This is a genomic window from Herbiconiux flava (assembly GCF_013409865.1).
In the GTDB taxonomy this organism is placed as follows: domain Bacteria; phylum Actinomycetota; class Actinomycetes; order Actinomycetales; family Microbacteriaceae; genus Herbiconiux; species Herbiconiux flava.
Genome location: NZ_JACCBM010000001.1, coordinates 583,077 through 596,519 on the forward strand (window position 1 = coordinate 583,077; position 13,443 = coordinate 596,519).

General features: G+C 72.2%; 11 protein-coding genes. 2 read left to right on the top strand and 9 right to left on the bottom strand.

What is annotated here, in order from left to right; genetic code table 11:
- Positions 1-130 precede the first annotated feature (130 nt).
- The 7 genes from BJ984_RS02740 to BJ984_RS02770 all read right to left on the bottom strand — a co-directional run bounded on the left by BJ984_RS02740 (position 131) and on the right by BJ984_RS02770 (position 7,562).
- The gene (locus tag BJ984_RS02740) at positions 131-397 is read right to left on the bottom strand and encodes a hypothetical protein (RefSeq protein WP_179546729.1); all 267 of its coding nucleotides are present in this window, start codon (positions 395-397) and stop codon (positions 131-133) included.
- Between the two features lie 152 nt (positions 398-549).
- The gene (locus BJ984_RS02745) at positions 550-2,100 is read right to left on the bottom strand and encodes an aminopeptidase P family protein (RefSeq protein ID WP_218869963.1); all 1,551 of its coding nucleotides are present in this window, start codon (positions 2,098-2,100) and stop codon (positions 550-552) included.
- Positions 2,097-2,951 carry an ATP-binding cassette domain-containing protein gene (locus BJ984_RS02750; RefSeq protein WP_179546730.1) on the bottom strand — a complete coding sequence of 285 codons (855 nt, stop codon included), beginning with the start codon at positions 2,949-2,951 and terminating at the stop codon, positions 2,097-2,099. Before BJ984_RS02750 ends, BJ984_RS02745 begins: the two co-directional genes overlap by 4 nt.
- Positions 2,948-3,922 carry an ATP-binding cassette domain-containing protein gene (locus tag BJ984_RS02755; protein ID WP_179546731.1) on the bottom strand — a complete coding sequence of 325 codons (975 nt, stop codon included), beginning with the start codon at positions 3,920-3,922 and terminating at the stop codon, positions 2,948-2,950. The genes BJ984_RS02750 and BJ984_RS02755 overlap by 4 nt, the downstream gene beginning before the upstream one ends.
- Positions 3,919-4,884 carry an ABC transporter permease gene (locus tag BJ984_RS02760; protein WP_271206374.1) on the bottom strand — a complete coding sequence of 322 codons (966 nt, stop codon included), beginning with the start codon at positions 4,882-4,884 and terminating at the stop codon, positions 3,919-3,921. Before BJ984_RS02760 ends, BJ984_RS02755 begins: the two co-directional genes overlap by 4 nt.
- Positions 4,881-5,960 carry an ABC transporter permease gene (locus tag BJ984_RS02765; RefSeq protein ID WP_173182285.1) on the bottom strand — a complete coding sequence of 360 codons (1,080 nt, stop codon included), beginning with the start codon at positions 5,958-5,960 and terminating at the stop codon, positions 4,881-4,883. Before BJ984_RS02765 ends, BJ984_RS02760 begins: the two co-directional genes overlap by 4 nt.
- Positions 5,961-5,963: 3 nt before the next feature.
- Positions 5,964-7,562 (bottom strand): ABC transporter substrate-binding protein, encoded by a 1,599-nt coding sequence (locus BJ984_RS02770; protein ID WP_173182284.1) that lies wholly within the window; start codon positions 7,560-7,562, stop codon positions 5,964-5,966.
- A gap of 125 nt (positions 7,563-7,687) precedes the next feature.
- On the opposite strand from BJ984_RS02770, the gene BJ984_RS02775 reads away from it, so the two are divergent.
- A complete protein-coding gene (locus BJ984_RS02775) occupies positions 7,688-8,272 on the top strand; it encodes an Lrp/AsnC family transcriptional regulator (RefSeq protein WP_179546732.1) in 585 nt (194 codons plus the stop codon).
- 90 nt (positions 8,273-8,362) lie between these two features.
- On the opposite strand, the gene BJ984_RS02780 is transcribed toward BJ984_RS02775, so the two are convergent.
- Positions 8,363-8,713 carry an avidin-fold protein gene (locus tag BJ984_RS02780; RefSeq protein WP_271206375.1) on the bottom strand — a complete coding sequence of 117 codons (351 nt, stop codon included), beginning with the start codon at positions 8,711-8,713 and terminating at the stop codon, positions 8,363-8,365.
- 127 nt (positions 8,714-8,840) lie between these two features.
- On the bottom strand, positions 8,841-12,410 hold the full coding sequence (locus tag BJ984_RS02785; protein ID WP_179546733.1) for a proline dehydrogenase family protein: 3,570 nt from the start codon (positions 12,408-12,410) through the stop codon (positions 8,841-8,843).
- Positions 12,411-12,498: 88 nt separating this feature from the next.
- On the opposite strand from BJ984_RS02785, the gene BJ984_RS02790 reads away from it, so the two are divergent.
- The gene (locus BJ984_RS02790) at positions 12,499-13,413 is read left to right on the top strand and encodes a LysR family transcriptional regulator (RefSeq protein ID WP_179546734.1); all 915 of its coding nucleotides are present in this window, start codon (positions 12,499-12,501) and stop codon (positions 13,411-13,413) included.
- The last annotated feature ends 30 nt before the right edge of the window (positions 13,414-13,443 follow it).

The window sequence follows — 13,443 nt, forward strand, 5'->3', positions numbered from 1 at the left end:
GGGGGCGGCGGTCGCGGCGGCGGTCACGGACGCATCCCAGGCCCGGCGGTGGACGGGGCGGACGGCGTAGGGGAGGCGGGCGGGGTGGGTAGCCCGGCCGATGCGGGCGGCGGGGTGGGCGGGACGCCGGTCACAGGGCGGTGAAGGAGCCCCAGAAGAAGCCCGAGAGCCAGATGGGAGCCGTCGAGACGATCGCGGTCACGACCGCGGCGATGAGCAGCGCGATCAGGGGGACGACGACCGCGAGCAGCACGCCGAGCGAGATGCCCGCCTGGGCCGCGCGCACCCCGGGGCGGTCGGTGACGTCGGTCTCGTTGTCGGCGATGAGGCGCGTGAGCTCGTCGGTCTCCGGCGCGGGGCCGGGGAGCGGGGCGGGGGTGCTGCCGGGGTGGGACATGGTCGTCCCATCCTACGGACGGTGCCCCCGACACGCCCGTCGCCGGGCCGGAGCCCGCACCCCGGCAAGCCCAAGCCGGGCACGCCGCCGCCCGGTCGGGCGCCTCGGGCGAGGCCGCGGTGCAAGGGCAGCGGGCAGCGCCCAGCGAGCGTTCAGCGCGCCAGCGCCCCCATCCACTCCTCCACCGCGGCGGGCGTCCGCGGCAGCCCTGCCGAGAGCAGGATCGACGACGTCTCGGTCACCACGAGGTCGTCCTCGATCCGGATGCCCAGCCCCCGCAGCTCGGCCGGCACCGTCAGGTCACCCGGCTGGAAGTACAGCCCCGGCTCGACCGTGAGCGTGTGGCCCGCCGCGAGCACTCCGCCGAGGTACGTCTCGTGGGGCGCGTGGTTGCAGTCGTGCACGTCCATGCCGAGCATGTGCCCGGCGCGCGAGATGCTCCAGCGGCGGTGATACGACGCCGAGGGCGCCATCGCCTCGTCGACCGAGCAGCGGATCAGCCCCAGCTCGATCAGCCCCTCCGTCAGCGAGCGCCCGCACGCGTCCTGGTAGTCCTGGAACCGCACGCCGGCCCGCAGCGCGTCGATACCCGCCTGCTGCGCGCGCAGCACGATCGAGTAGACGTCGCGCTGCAGCGGGGTGAAGGTTCCGCTGACCGGCAGGGTGCGGGTGATGTCGGCGGCGTAGAGGGAGGGCAGCTCGACGCCCAGGTCCATCAGCACGAGGTCGCCGTCGACGAGCGGGCCGGTGTTGCGGGTGTAGTGCAGCGTGGTCGCGTGGGATCCGGCGGCGACGATCGAGCCGTACGCCGGCCCCTCCCCCTCGACGAGGGCGCGGCGGGCGAAGGTGCCCTCGAGGTAGCGCTCGCCGCGGGGCTCGGCACGCGCATCCTGCCAGGCTTCGAGGCAGTCGTCGAAGCCGCGGGCCGTGCCGTCGACGGCGAGCTGCAGCTGGCCGATCTCCCAGTCGTTCTTGATCAGGCGCAGCTCGTCGAGCGCCGCCTTGAGGGCGAAGTGCGGCGAGAAGGCGGTGCCGCAGGTCTGCCGCACGAGTTCGTCGACGCTCTCGTCGAGCGTGGGCAGCACCCGGATGCGCCGGGCCCGCCGCGCCGCCCGTTCGAAGTCGCGGGTGAAGTCGGTCAGCGGCCGGGTCTCGATGCCGAGCGCCGCCTGCGTCTCGGCGAGCGTCGGACGCGGCCCCACCCAGAGGTCGCCGAGCGCGTCGTTCTGCCAGAACTCGTCGCCGTCGCGGCCCGACGGGGCGCGCAGGTAGAGGATCGACCCCGCCTCGCCGCCCGTCGTGTCGACGACCAGGACGCTCTCGGCCACGTCGTTGCCGGTCAGCCAGACGTGGTCGGTGCCGGGTCGGAAGCGGTGGTCGCTGTCGTTCGAGCGCACCCGCGGCAGCCCCGCGGGGATGATCAGCAGCTCGGCCGGCAGCGCCTGCGCCAGCCGAGACCGCCGCTCGGCCGTGTAGGCGATCACGGGGTCGTCAGGGTCGATCACCGGCTCGGGGTCGGCCCATCCGGCGGTCATGAACGCGCCGTCACCCGGCAGCGGGCTGCGGTTCACGGCCCGCGGCATGGTCCACAGAGCGGATGCCGCCGGCACCGCGACGGCCGGCTCCGCAGGCGGACCCGCCGCCCCGGGCATCGGCTCCGCCACAGTGGCGCGCTTCGCGGAGGAGGTCGTGCGCGGGGTCATGCGGCGGTCCGCTCCAGGGCGGCGGGCACGTCGTCGAGCCAGGTGGCCCGGTCGGCCTCGGCGGGCGCGAGGGGCAGCCGCCCGAGTCCGTCGGGCAGCGGGATCGCCGCGAGGAGGGCCCGCGTGTACGGATGCAGCGGGTTCTGCCAGACGGTTTCGGTGTCGCCCGACTCCACGACCCGGCCGCGGTACATCACGAGCACGCGGTCGGCGATGCGCCGCACCACCGAGAGGTCGTGCGAGATGAACAGCATCCCGGCGCCGGCCTCCACGCTGAGCGAGCGCATCAGGGCGGCGACGCTCGTCTGGGTCGAGGCGTCGAGGGCCGAGATGGGCTCGTCGGCCACGAGCATCCTCGGCCGCGCCGCGAGAGCACGCGCGATGGCGATGCGCTGCTTCTGGCCGCCCGAGAACTCGTGCGGAAAGCGGGTCAGCATCGCGGGGTCGAGGCCCACGCGGCGCAGCCAGTCGGCGGGGTCGGAGCCCTCGTCGCCGCGGGCGAGCGCCGCCCGCACGCCGTCGCCGAGCTGCTCGCCGATGCGGCGGCGGGGGTTGAGGGAGGAGTTCGGATCCTGGAAGACCATCTGCATGCCCGTCATCGCGGGACTGCGACGGCGGAGGCCGAGCGGCGGCACGTCGGCGCCGTTCAGGCGCACGTCGCCGGCCCGGCGCTTCTCGATGCCGACGACGGCGCGCGCGAGGCTCGACTTGCCGCAGCCGCTCTCGCCGACGAGCGCCACGACCTCCCCGGCCGCGACCCGGAAGCCGACTCCGTCGACCGCCCGGAGCGCCGGCCGCCGCCCGTACTCGACGACGATGCCCTCGGCCTCGAGAACCGTTCCGGCGCTCATCGCGCTCCCCCTTCGACGTCGTCAGCACCATCGACCGCAGAACCGCCCTCGACCGCAAGACCGCCGACCGAACCCGCTGCACCACCCGCGGAGCCGGCCTCGTGCCCCTCGACCAGCTCCTCCACGAGCACCTCCGGGCTCTCCTCGAAGCTCGACCCCGGCAGCGCCGCGAGCAGCGACCGCGTGTAGGCGTCCTGCGGCGCGGTGAACAGCTTCTCGCGCGGTGCCGACTCCACGACGAGCCCCTGCCGCATCACCGTCACCTCGTCGGCGACGGCGCTCATCACGCCAAGATCGTGGGTGACGAGCAGGATGCTCAGCCCCCCGTCATCGACCAGCTCCCGCAGCAGCTGCAGCACTCCGGCCTGCACGGTCACGTCGAGCGCCGTGGTCGGCTCGTCGGCCAGCAGCACGGTGGGGTCGCAGGCGAGCGCCACCGCGATCGCGATGCGCTGACGCTGACCGCCCGAGAACTGGTGGGGGTAGCGGGAGAGGGCGGCCCGCGCATCCGGAACCCGCACCCGCTCGAGCAGGGCCTCGGCCTTCGAGCGCGCGGCGGCCTTGGAGAGACCGAGGTGGTGGCGCAGGTGGTCGGTGAGCTGACGGCCGACGGTGAGCTGGGGGTGCAGGCTCGTCGACGGGTCCTGGAAGACCATCGCGACCCGGCGCCCGCGCACCGCGCCGAGCACTTGCCGCGACGCGCCCACGAGCTCGATGCCCGATGCCGTCGAACCCGCGCCGGTCGAGCCGGTCCCGGCGCCGGCGTCGTCGGCCAGCCGGATGCTCCCGCTCGCCGTCATCGACCCGGGCAGCAGCCCGAGCACGGCCAGCGCCGTCATCGTCTTGCCCGACCCCGACTCCCCGGCCAGCCCGTGGATGCCGCCGCGCTCGAGCGCCAGGTCGATCCCGTCGACGATGGCATGCGTGCGGGTGCGGATGCGGAGCCCGCTGATGGTGAGTGCGTCGGTCACAGCGTGGTGCCTCCCCCGCGGATGGTCTGCGACTTCGGGTCGAGGGCGTCGCGCAGGGCGTCGCCGACGAAGTTGAACGCGATCACGACGGTGAGGATGGCAAGTCCCGGGAAGACCCCGATCCACCACGCGTCGAAGTTCTGGATCGCATCCGACACCATCGAGCCCCACTCTGCGGTCGGCGGCTTCGCTCCGAGCCCGAGGAACGACAGGCCCGACAGCAGCAGGATGGCCGTGCCGATGTCGAGGCTCGCGAGCACCAGCACGGGCCCGACGATGTTCGGCGCGATGTCGCGGCCGAGCGAGCGCAGCGGCGAGAAGCCGAGCAGCTGCCCCGACACGACGTAGTTCGAGGAGCGCAGCCCGAGCACGAGCCCTCGGGTGAGCCGGGCGTAGGCGGGCCACGACACGATCAGCGCGGCGAGCACGGCGTTCAGCAGCGAGGCGCCGAGGGCGGCCGCGATGACCATGGCCAGGATGACCGTGGGGAACGCCATCACGAGATCGGTGACGCGCATGGCCACCTCGTCGACCGCGCGGCCGAAGAACCCGGCCACGGCGCCGACGATCGCACCGATCAGCACCGACATCACGACCAGAAGCAGGGCGAGCGGGATCGTGACGCGGGCGCCCCAGATCACGCGGGAGAACACGTCGCGGCCGAGCGCGTCGGTGCCCATCAGGGTGCCCTCGCCGGGCGCCTGGAGGATCGGCAGGTCCTGCGCGAGCGGGTCGTGCGGGGCGATGACGGGGGCGAGCAGGGCGACGAGGATCCAGAGGATTCCGACGGCGGCACCCAGTAGGCCGAGTGGTGCCGACCAGCGACCGAGCCGCAGGCGGGGACGGCGCCAGCGGGGTCGTGCGGCGGAGACCGGGTCGAGCATCCCGGCGCCGACACCGTCGCGGGGGCCGGCCGGGGCACCGTCGCGCGGGTCCGGACGGGTGGTTCGCGCATCCGTCACGAGGCCAGCCTCACTCTCGGGTCGAGCACGCCGTAGAGCAGGTCGACGATCAGGTTCACCAGCAGGTACATCACGCCGATCAACAGGCCGACGCCCATGATGCCGGGCAGGTCGAGGTGCGAGGCGGCCTGGTAGGCGTACGAGCCGATGCCCGGCCAGGCGAAGATCGCCTCGACCAGCACCGTGCCGCTGAGCAGGCTGCCGAAGGCGAGACCCACGACGGTGAGAATCGGGATGCTCGCCCCCCGCAGCACGTACGAGAAGATCACCGTGCGGGTCGGCAGACCCTTGGCGCGGGCGGCGCGAACGTAGTCCTGGTCGAGGATCTCCAGCACCGCCGTGCGCACGAACCGGGTCAGCAGACCCACGGTGTAGAGGGTCAGCACGAGCACCGGGAGGAACAGGTGCGAGGCCGCGTCGAGGAAGGTGTCGAGCTGACCGGCCAGCAGGGCATCCACCGTGTAGAGGCCTGTCACCGTGGGCGGCGTCGTGAAGTCGCTGCTCAGCCGGCCCGAGCCCGGGGCGATGTGCAGCTGGAAGTAGAAGACGTAGTAGAGCACCAGCGCGAGCCAGAAGGTCGGCACGCTGAGGCCGGCCAGCGACACCACGCGGAGCACGTGGTCGGAGGCCTTGCCGCGGCGGTAGGCGGCGATGGTGCCGAGCACCACGCCGATGATCACGCTGAGCACGATGGCGCCGAGCGCGATCTCGAGGGTGGCCGGGAGGGCCTTCGCCAGGTCGTCGACCACGGGGTTGTGCGTGGTGGTCGAGACGCCGAGGTCGCCCTGCAGCAGGTTGCCGAGGTAAGTGAAGTACTGCACCACGAGCGGCTGGTCGAGGCCGTAGGTGGCGCGGAACTGGGCGACGATCGCCGGGTCCTCCGCGGCGCGCTGGCCGAGGGCCGCTGCCACCGGGTCGCCCGGTACGAGGTTCGTCAGCACGAAGGTGACGAGGGTCACGCCCACCACGAGCAGCAGCGAGGTGAGCACGCGGCGCAGCGCGTAGCGGAGGAACGGGTGGGCCGCCCGGCCGCCGCGCGAACGCGGCGACCGGACGGCCTTCGTGCTGGTGGACACGAGCTACTTCGCGGCGAGGGCCGCGATGTCGATGGTCCACACGGCGTTGTAGACGACGCCCGTCACGTCCTTGGCCGCAGCGATGTTGTTGCCGGGCTGGAGCAGCGGGATGAAGGGGCCGTCGGCGTTCAGCGCGGTCTGCAGCTCCTCGAAGCGCGACTGGCGCTCCTCGTCGGAGCCGCCGGCGGCCGCGGCGTCGGCCAGCGTCGAGATCGCGGGGTTCGCACCCTCGGCCCAGCCGGAGCGGAGGCCGACGACGTTGCCCGGGGTGAACACGAGGTAGTCGCTCGGGTCGGGGTAGTCGGGGCCCCAGTACCACAGGCCCATGGTCTCGGTGCCGTTGCGGTAGGCGTCGAGCTCGGTGGCGACGGGGGCCGGGGCGAGCTCGACCGTGATGCCGGCGTCCTTCAGCTGCGACTGGATGCGCTGGGCGATCGTCGGGAAGTCGATGCCGTTCAGGCTGATGTCGCTCGGGAAGTTGAGCGTCACCGACTCGCCGGCGTAGCCGCTCTTCGCGAGGTCGGCCTTGGCGGCGTCGAGGTCCTGCGTCAGCGCTCCGCTCTCGGGGAGGGCGCCGAGCAGCATGCTCGGCACGACGCCGGAGGCCTGCGCGGTGCCGGTGCCGGCGATCGAGACGAGGTCGTCGTAGTCGATGGCCTCCTTGACGGCCTTCACGAAGTCGGGGTTCGAGGTGATCGCCGAGACGCTCGGGTTCTGGTTGAGCAGCAGGAAGATCACGTTCGCCGAGGGGTCGCTGGTGACCTCGACCGAGTCGCCGAGCGCCTCGGCCTGGGTGCCCGAGAGGTCGAGCGCCACGTCGGCGCTGCCGCCCTCGACGTTGATCTTCTGGGTGGCGCCCTCGACGTTCTGGATGACCACGCGGCCGTAGCCGGGGGCGTCGCCGTCGTAGTTCTCGTTCGCGGTCAGCACGACCTGCGAGGCGAGGTCGAGAGTGTCGAGCACGTACGGGCCCGAACCGGCGGAGGTGGTGTTGAGGAACTTCTCGGCGGTGTCGGTCTCGTCGGTGGTGCCGCCGTTCTCCTTCACGACCTTCGAGTTCAGGATGCCGAGAGCCGGGTTCGCGAGGATCGCCGGGAGGGCGGGCGTCGGGGTCTCGGTGGTCAGCACGACCGTCTTGTCGTCCTGCTTCGTGACGGTGACGCCGTCGAGCAGGAACGAGGGGTTGCCCTTCAGGCCGATCACGCGCTGCAGCGAGAAGACCACGTCGTCGGCGGTCATCGCGGTGCCGTCGGAGAAGGTGTGCTCGCCGGTCAGGGTGAGGGTGAAGGTCTTGGCGTCATCGGACTGCTCGAGGCTCGCGAGGCCGTCGACGACCTTGGAGACGTCGCCGCCCTCGAAGGTGAGGAGGGTCTCGTAGAGCGCCTTGTCGACGAGCTGGCCGGTGGGCTCGTACATGCGGCCCGGGTCGGCCGTCTTGAGGTCGAACGCCTTGTTGATGGTGAGCGTCTGGGTGCCGCTGTCGGCGGTGTCGGTGCGGCCCGAGGAGCAGCCCGCGACGAGGAGGGTGAGCGAGACCGCTGCTGCGGCGATCGCGACTCGGGTCGGGGTGGAGCGCGTTGTGCGTGTGGTGCGGAAAACCATGGAGGCCTCCTGGGAATGGGTCGGCTGGACGGTGTTGGGAAACTGTGGCACAAATCGACGCAGTCCTTTTTCCCAGAGGCACTATCGTGGACGAAATGCCGCCGTCGGCGGGTGAGGAGTCGGATATGTCGATCACCGATCAGGCCGTGACCCCGGCTGCTGGACAAAGCGCGGGGGGTCTCGACGAGGTCAATCTGCGCATCCTCGCCATCCTGCGGGAGAACGGGCGCATCTCGATGTCGGCGCTCGCGGAGCGGGTCAACGTCTCACGGGCGAGCGTCTACAACCGGGTCGAGCAGCTCACCGCATCCGGAGTGATCACCGGATTCTCAGCGCAGGTCGACCCCGGCAAGGTGGGGCTCGACGTCTGCGCACTGGTGTTCGTGACGGTGCATCCGCAGTCCTGGCACCGGTTCCGGGAGGGCATCCTGCAGATGCCCGACGTCGAGTACTGCTGCATCACGACGGGTGAGCACGACGCCATGCTGCTCGTGCGCTCGCTCGACATCGGCGGCGTGCACGACTTCGTGACCGGCGTCGTGGCGGCGCGGCCCGAGGTGAAGTCGGTGGTGTCGGTGGTGGTGCTCGACGAGGTGGTGCGGAAGGCGTATCTGCTGCCCTCGGACATCCCCGACCGCTCGGGATCGACGAATCGGCTGGGGATGACGCGGTTCACGACCGCGGGGAACGGGCGGGACGCGGCGCGCTGATCCGCCGCGGGTGGGCGCTTGCGACGACCGCCGCCGAGCGGGGAGCGCCGCGTGCGCCGATGGCGTGAGCGAGCCGGCCGCTCGCGCCGGTCAGACCTCGACGCAGATGCTGACGTGGTCGACGCCGTCGATCTCGAAGTCCTCGACGAGCCGCACGCGGCCCTCGGCGTCGAGCTCGACCCGGCTGCCGCCGGTGCCGCTGACGACGGTGACGCCGTCGAGCATCTGATGCACGAACGAGACCTGCAGGGCGTCCCCGGTGCGCGTGCCGACGAAGCGGCCGAAGGTCACGGTGTCGCCGTCGTAGTCGCCCCAGATCACGCCTTCGCGCTCGAAGTAGTGGAACCGCGACGGCGACGCGGGGTCGACCGCGCTGTTGGTCGAGGACTCCATCACGAATTCGCGGCCGTCGAGACTGGGGGCGGTGGGGGCTTCGTTCACGTCAAGGAGTATGCACGACGACGGGTGTCGTCCTGATGCATCGTGCATTTCGTCGAATCCTTTAGGCCGCAGCCAACCCGATCTGGACGAATCCGTTCCGGGGAGGCCGCGGCCCGTGCGATTCGTCTCAGAGCGCCTCGACCAGCTCGGCCAGGGCGCGGTCGGGGGTGCCGAAGCGGTGGGCCGTGATCGAGACCGCCTGCTCGCGCAGGAACGGCAGCAGCTCGAGGCGTCCGGCCTCGGTCACGGGGCCGCTCCAGAGGGCGACGTCGGGGCGTCCGGCGGTGGCGGCCACGACCTCGTCGGTGGGGGTGCCGATCAGGCGGATGCGCGCCGGCGCCCGCCCGGCGAGGGACGCGGCCCACTGAGCATCCGTCTCGACCTGCACCGTCAGCGTCAGCCCGTCCGGCAGCTCCTCGAGCAGCGCGGCGAGCTCGGGGTCCGCGACGCTGACCGTGGCCGCGTCGCCGCTCCGCAGCGCCGCCGCGACGACGCGCAGCACCTCGACCGCCGGAGCCGCCGAGCCCGCCCGCACCACCGTGCCGCCCGCCGCGCGGTAGCGGAACACGTTGTGCTCGGCGGCGACCTGGGAGACGTCGACGGCGGCGCCGAAGCGGTCGCTCCAGACGCGGGCGTCGCTGTGCGCGGCACGGGTGAGGAACGCCACGGCGTCGTCGCCCACGAGGGGCGAGCGACGGGCGGCGGCCAGGAGGACGGTGACTGCCGGGAGGAGGGCGGGAGCATCCGGAACCGCGTGGGCGGCTGGAGCCGAACCGGTGGCTGGCGCCGAGCCGATGATCGTAGCCGAATCGGCGGAAGGAGCCGAACCGGTGGAGGGCGCCGCCGACGGCAGCCACGACCCCAGGTTCACCAGGTAGTTCGGCCCGCCGGCCTTGGCGCCCGCGCCCACCGACGACTTCTTCCAGCCGCCGAAGGGCTGGCGCTCGACGATGGCGCCCGTGATGCCGCGATTGACGTAGAGGTTGCCGGCCTCGATGCGGTCGAGCCAGATGGAGATCTCGCCGCGGTCGAGCGAGTGCAGCCCCGAGGTGAGGCCGTAGTCGACCTCGTTGACGATGTCGATGGCCTCGTCGAGGGTGTCGGCCGTCATGATGCCGAGGATCGGGCCGAAGTACTCGGTGCGGTGGAACGCCGAGCCGCGGGCGACGCCGTCGCGGAGACCCGGGCTCCAGAGCCGGGCGTCGTCATCGCTCAGGGCGCGCGGGCGGATCAACCACGACTCGCCCTCGCCGAGAGTCGTCAGCCCTTCACGGAGCTTCGGGCCGGGCGCCTCGATCAGCGGGCCCATGCGGGTCGACGCGACGTGCGGCAGGCCGACGGGCAGCGAGGAGATCGCGTCCATCAGCTGCGAGCGGAAGCGGGGCGAGGACGCCACCGAGCCCACCAGCACCACGAGCGACGCGGCCGAGCACTTCTGTCCGGCGTGGCCGAAGGCGGAGGCGGCGACGTCCTTGACGGCGAGGTCGAGGTCGGCCGACGGAGTGACGATGATCGCGTTCTTCCCGCTCGTCTCGGCCAGGAGGGGCAACGACGGGCGGAACGAGCGGAACAGCTCGGCCGTCTCGAACGCGCCGGTCAGGATGACGCGGTCGACGGCCGGGTGCGAGACCAGCTGGCGGCCGAGCGTCTCCTCGTCGACGTCGACGAGCCGCAGCACGTCGGTGGGCACGCCGGCGGCCCAGAGCGCCTCGGCGACGAGTGCGCCTGAGCGGGCGGACAGGCCCGCCGGCTTGAACAGCACGGGCGACCCCGCGGCGAGCGCCGCCAGTGCCGAACCGGCCGGGATGGCGACGGGGAAGTTCCACGGCGGGGTGACGAGCGTCAGACGGGCGGGCACGAACGTGGCGCCCTGGACCGTCTCGAGCTCCAGGCCTCGCTCGGCGTAGTAGTGGGCGAAGTCGACGGCCTCCGAGACCTCGGGGTCGGCCTGGTCGATGGTCTTGCCGGCCTCGGCGGCCATCACCTCGATCAGCTCGGCCCGCCGCTCTTCGAGCACGTCGCCGGCGCGGTGCAGGATGGCGCCGCGCTCGGCGGCCCCCAACTCGGCCCAGCGCTCACCTGCCTCGACGGTGCCCGCGACGATGCGCTCGAGCTCGGCCTCGGTCTCGACGCGGGCGGCCGCGACGGTGTCGATGCTGAGAGTGCTGCCGTCGATGCGCGAGAGGATGCCGTCGGCCCACACCCGGTTGGCCGCCACCGACGGGTCGGTGTCGGGCGTGCTGACGAAGCGGCCGGGCGCCGATCGGCCGACCTCGGCGAAGCGGTCGGCCACCCGGCGGGCCGGCGGCACCGCGGTGTCGAGCGCCTCGAGCGAGGCGGTGAAGCGGCGGCGCTCGCGCTCGAACAGCTCGGGCCGGTCGTTCAGCTCGAAGACGGCCGACATGAAGTTCTCCTGCGACGCGCCCTCCTCCAGGCGGCGGATCAGGTACGCGATCGCCACGTCGAACTCCTTCGGCGACACCACCGGCGTGTAGAGCAGCAGCGAACCGACCTCGCGCTTGACCGCCTCGGCCTGGCCCTGCGCCATGCCGAGCAGCATCTCGAACTCGAGGCCGTCACGCACGCCGCGGCGGCCGGCCACGATCCAGGCGTAGGCCAGGTCGAAGAGGTTGTGGCCCGCGACGCCGAGCCGCACGTTGCCGATGCGGTCGGGGTGCAGGGCGTAGTCGAGCACCCGCTTGTAGTTGGTGTCGGAGTCCTGCTTCGTGCCCCAAGTGGCGAGCGGCCAGCCGTGCAGCGAGGCCTCGACCTGCTCCATCGGCAGGTTCGCGCCCTTGACCAGGCGCACCTTGACGCCGGCGCCGCCGTGGGCCCGGCGCTTCGCCGCCCACTCCTGCAGGCGCATCATCGCGGCGAGCGCGTCGGGCAGGTAGGCCTGCAGCACGATGCCGGCCTCGAGCTGACGGAACTCGGGCCGGTCGAGCAGGCGCATGAAGACCTCCAGGGTGAGGTCGAGATCCTTGTACTCCTCCATGTCGAGGTTGATGAACTTGGCGGGCCTTCCGCTCTTCAGCGGCTTCGCGGCCTCGGCGAAGAGGGGGATGAGCTTCGCCACCACGTCGGCGACCGAGTCCTCGAAGGCCCAGGGCGCGTGCGGGGCGACCGTCGACGAGACCTTGATCGAGACGTAGTCGACGTCGTCGCGACCGAGCAGCCGGATCGTGCCGCCCAGCCGCCGACCGGCCTCCTGCTCGCCCAGCACGGCCTCGCCGAGGAGGTTCACGTTCAGGCGCGTGCCGGGCTTGCGGATCTTCGCGATCGCCGGCCCGAGCTTCTTGTCCGTGGCGTCGATCACGAGATGGCCGACCATCTGCCGCAGCACGCGGCGCGCGATCGGCACGACGACGCCGGGCAGCACCGGCGCCATCACGCCGCCGAGGCGCACGGCGGCGCGGAGCGGCAGCGGCAGGAACGCGGGCACGTCGGGCGCGATGCGGGCGAGCGTGGCGGCGGCGACCTTGAGGTCCTCCGGGCGCACCACTCCGTCGACGAAGCCGACCGTGAAGTCGAGGCCCTTGGGGTCGGCGAGCACCCCGGCCAGACGGGTGGCCGAGGCGTCGGACTCGTGGCTCGCGGCCTCGGTCAGCCAGCGGCGCACGAGCGCGACGACCTCGTCGGCGAGGGCGGCGGTGTCGGCAGCGGTCGTGGTGCGGGGCGCATCCGTCAGATCGGTCATGCAGCAATGCTCCGTCACGGCAAGCCTCAGCAAAAGCGATGGTTCCTGATGCATATGCGTAAGCTGACGTGAACAGAGAAGAGTCCGGATGCTCGACGTGCGCAAACTCGTGCTGCTGCGCGAACTGGCGATCCGCGGCACCATCGCGGCCGTCGCCGAAGCGCTCAGCTTCAGCCCCTCGGCCGTGTCGCAGCAGCTCAGCGCCCTCGAGCGCGAGGCGGGCGTCGCCCTCTTCCGCCGCACCGGACGACGCCTGCAGCTCACTCCCCAGGCCGAGGTGCTGGTCGCGTCCGCCGCCGAGCTGCTCGACACGCTCGAGCGCGCCGACGTCGCGCTGCAGTCCTCGCTCGAGACGGTCAGCGGCACCCTGCGGGTCGCGGTGTTCCAGTCGGCGGCGCTCACCCTGATGCCCCCGGCTCTGCGATCGATGACCGACGAGCATCCGAACGTGCGCATCGAGATGGCGCAGCGCGAGCCCGGCCAGGCGCTGCACGACACCTGGGCGCGGGAGTTCGACCTCGTGGTCGGCGAGGAGTACCCGGCGCACTCGGCCCCGTGGCTCAGCGGTCTCGAGCGGCACGACCTCACCAGCGACGCGGTCGAGCTGGCGCTGCCGGGCGAGGCGGCCAGCCCGCATCCGCTGGCCTCGATGCAGGATGCCCGCACGATGCCCTGGGTGATGGAACCTCAGGGCACCGCGAGCCGCCACTTCGCCGAGCAGCTCTGCCGGGTCGCGGGCTTCGAACCGGACGTGCGGTACGAGACCGCCGACCTGCAGACGCAGATCCGGCTGATCGAGACGGGCAACGCCGTGGCGTTCATGCCGGAGCTGGTCTGGGCGGGGCGGCCGACGACCTGCCGGCTGGTCACGCCGCCGGGCGCGCCACGGCGCACGATCTTCACGGCGCACCGGGCCTCGGCGAGCGGATCCTCGGCGATCAGCGCGTTGCGGGCGGCGCTTGAGGCATCGGCGGCCTCGTGGCGGGCGTCAACCTCGGGATAACTTGCACAGTGGTGTGCAAGTTAGTAGAAT

Coding starts and splice junctions, on each gene's coding strand:
- BJ984_RS02740 (WP_179546729.1), bottom strand. CDS start 397: ATGTCCCACCCCGGCAGCACCCCCGCCCCGCTCCCCGGCCCCGCGCCG.
- BJ984_RS02745 (WP_218869963.1), bottom strand. CDS start 2,100: ATGACCCCGCGCACGACCTCCTCCGCGAAGCGCGCCACTGTGGCGGAG.
- BJ984_RS02750 (WP_179546730.1), bottom strand. CDS start 2,951: ATGAGCGCCGGAACGGTTCTCGAGGCCGAGGGCATCGTCGTCGAGTAC.
- BJ984_RS02770 (WP_173182284.1), bottom strand. CDS start 7,562: ATGGTTTTCCGCACCACACGCACAACGCGCTCCACCCCGACCCGAGTC.
- BJ984_RS02775 (WP_179546732.1), top strand. CDS start 7,688: ATGTCGATCACCGATCAGGCCGTGACCCCGGCTGCTGGACAAAGCGCG.
- BJ984_RS02785 (WP_179546733.1), bottom strand. CDS start 12,410: ATGACCGATCTGACGGATGCGCCCCGCACCACGACCGCTGCCGACACC.
- BJ984_RS02790 (WP_179546734.1), top strand. CDS start 12,499: ATGCTCGACGTGCGCAAACTCGTGCTGCTGCGCGAACTGGCGATCCGC.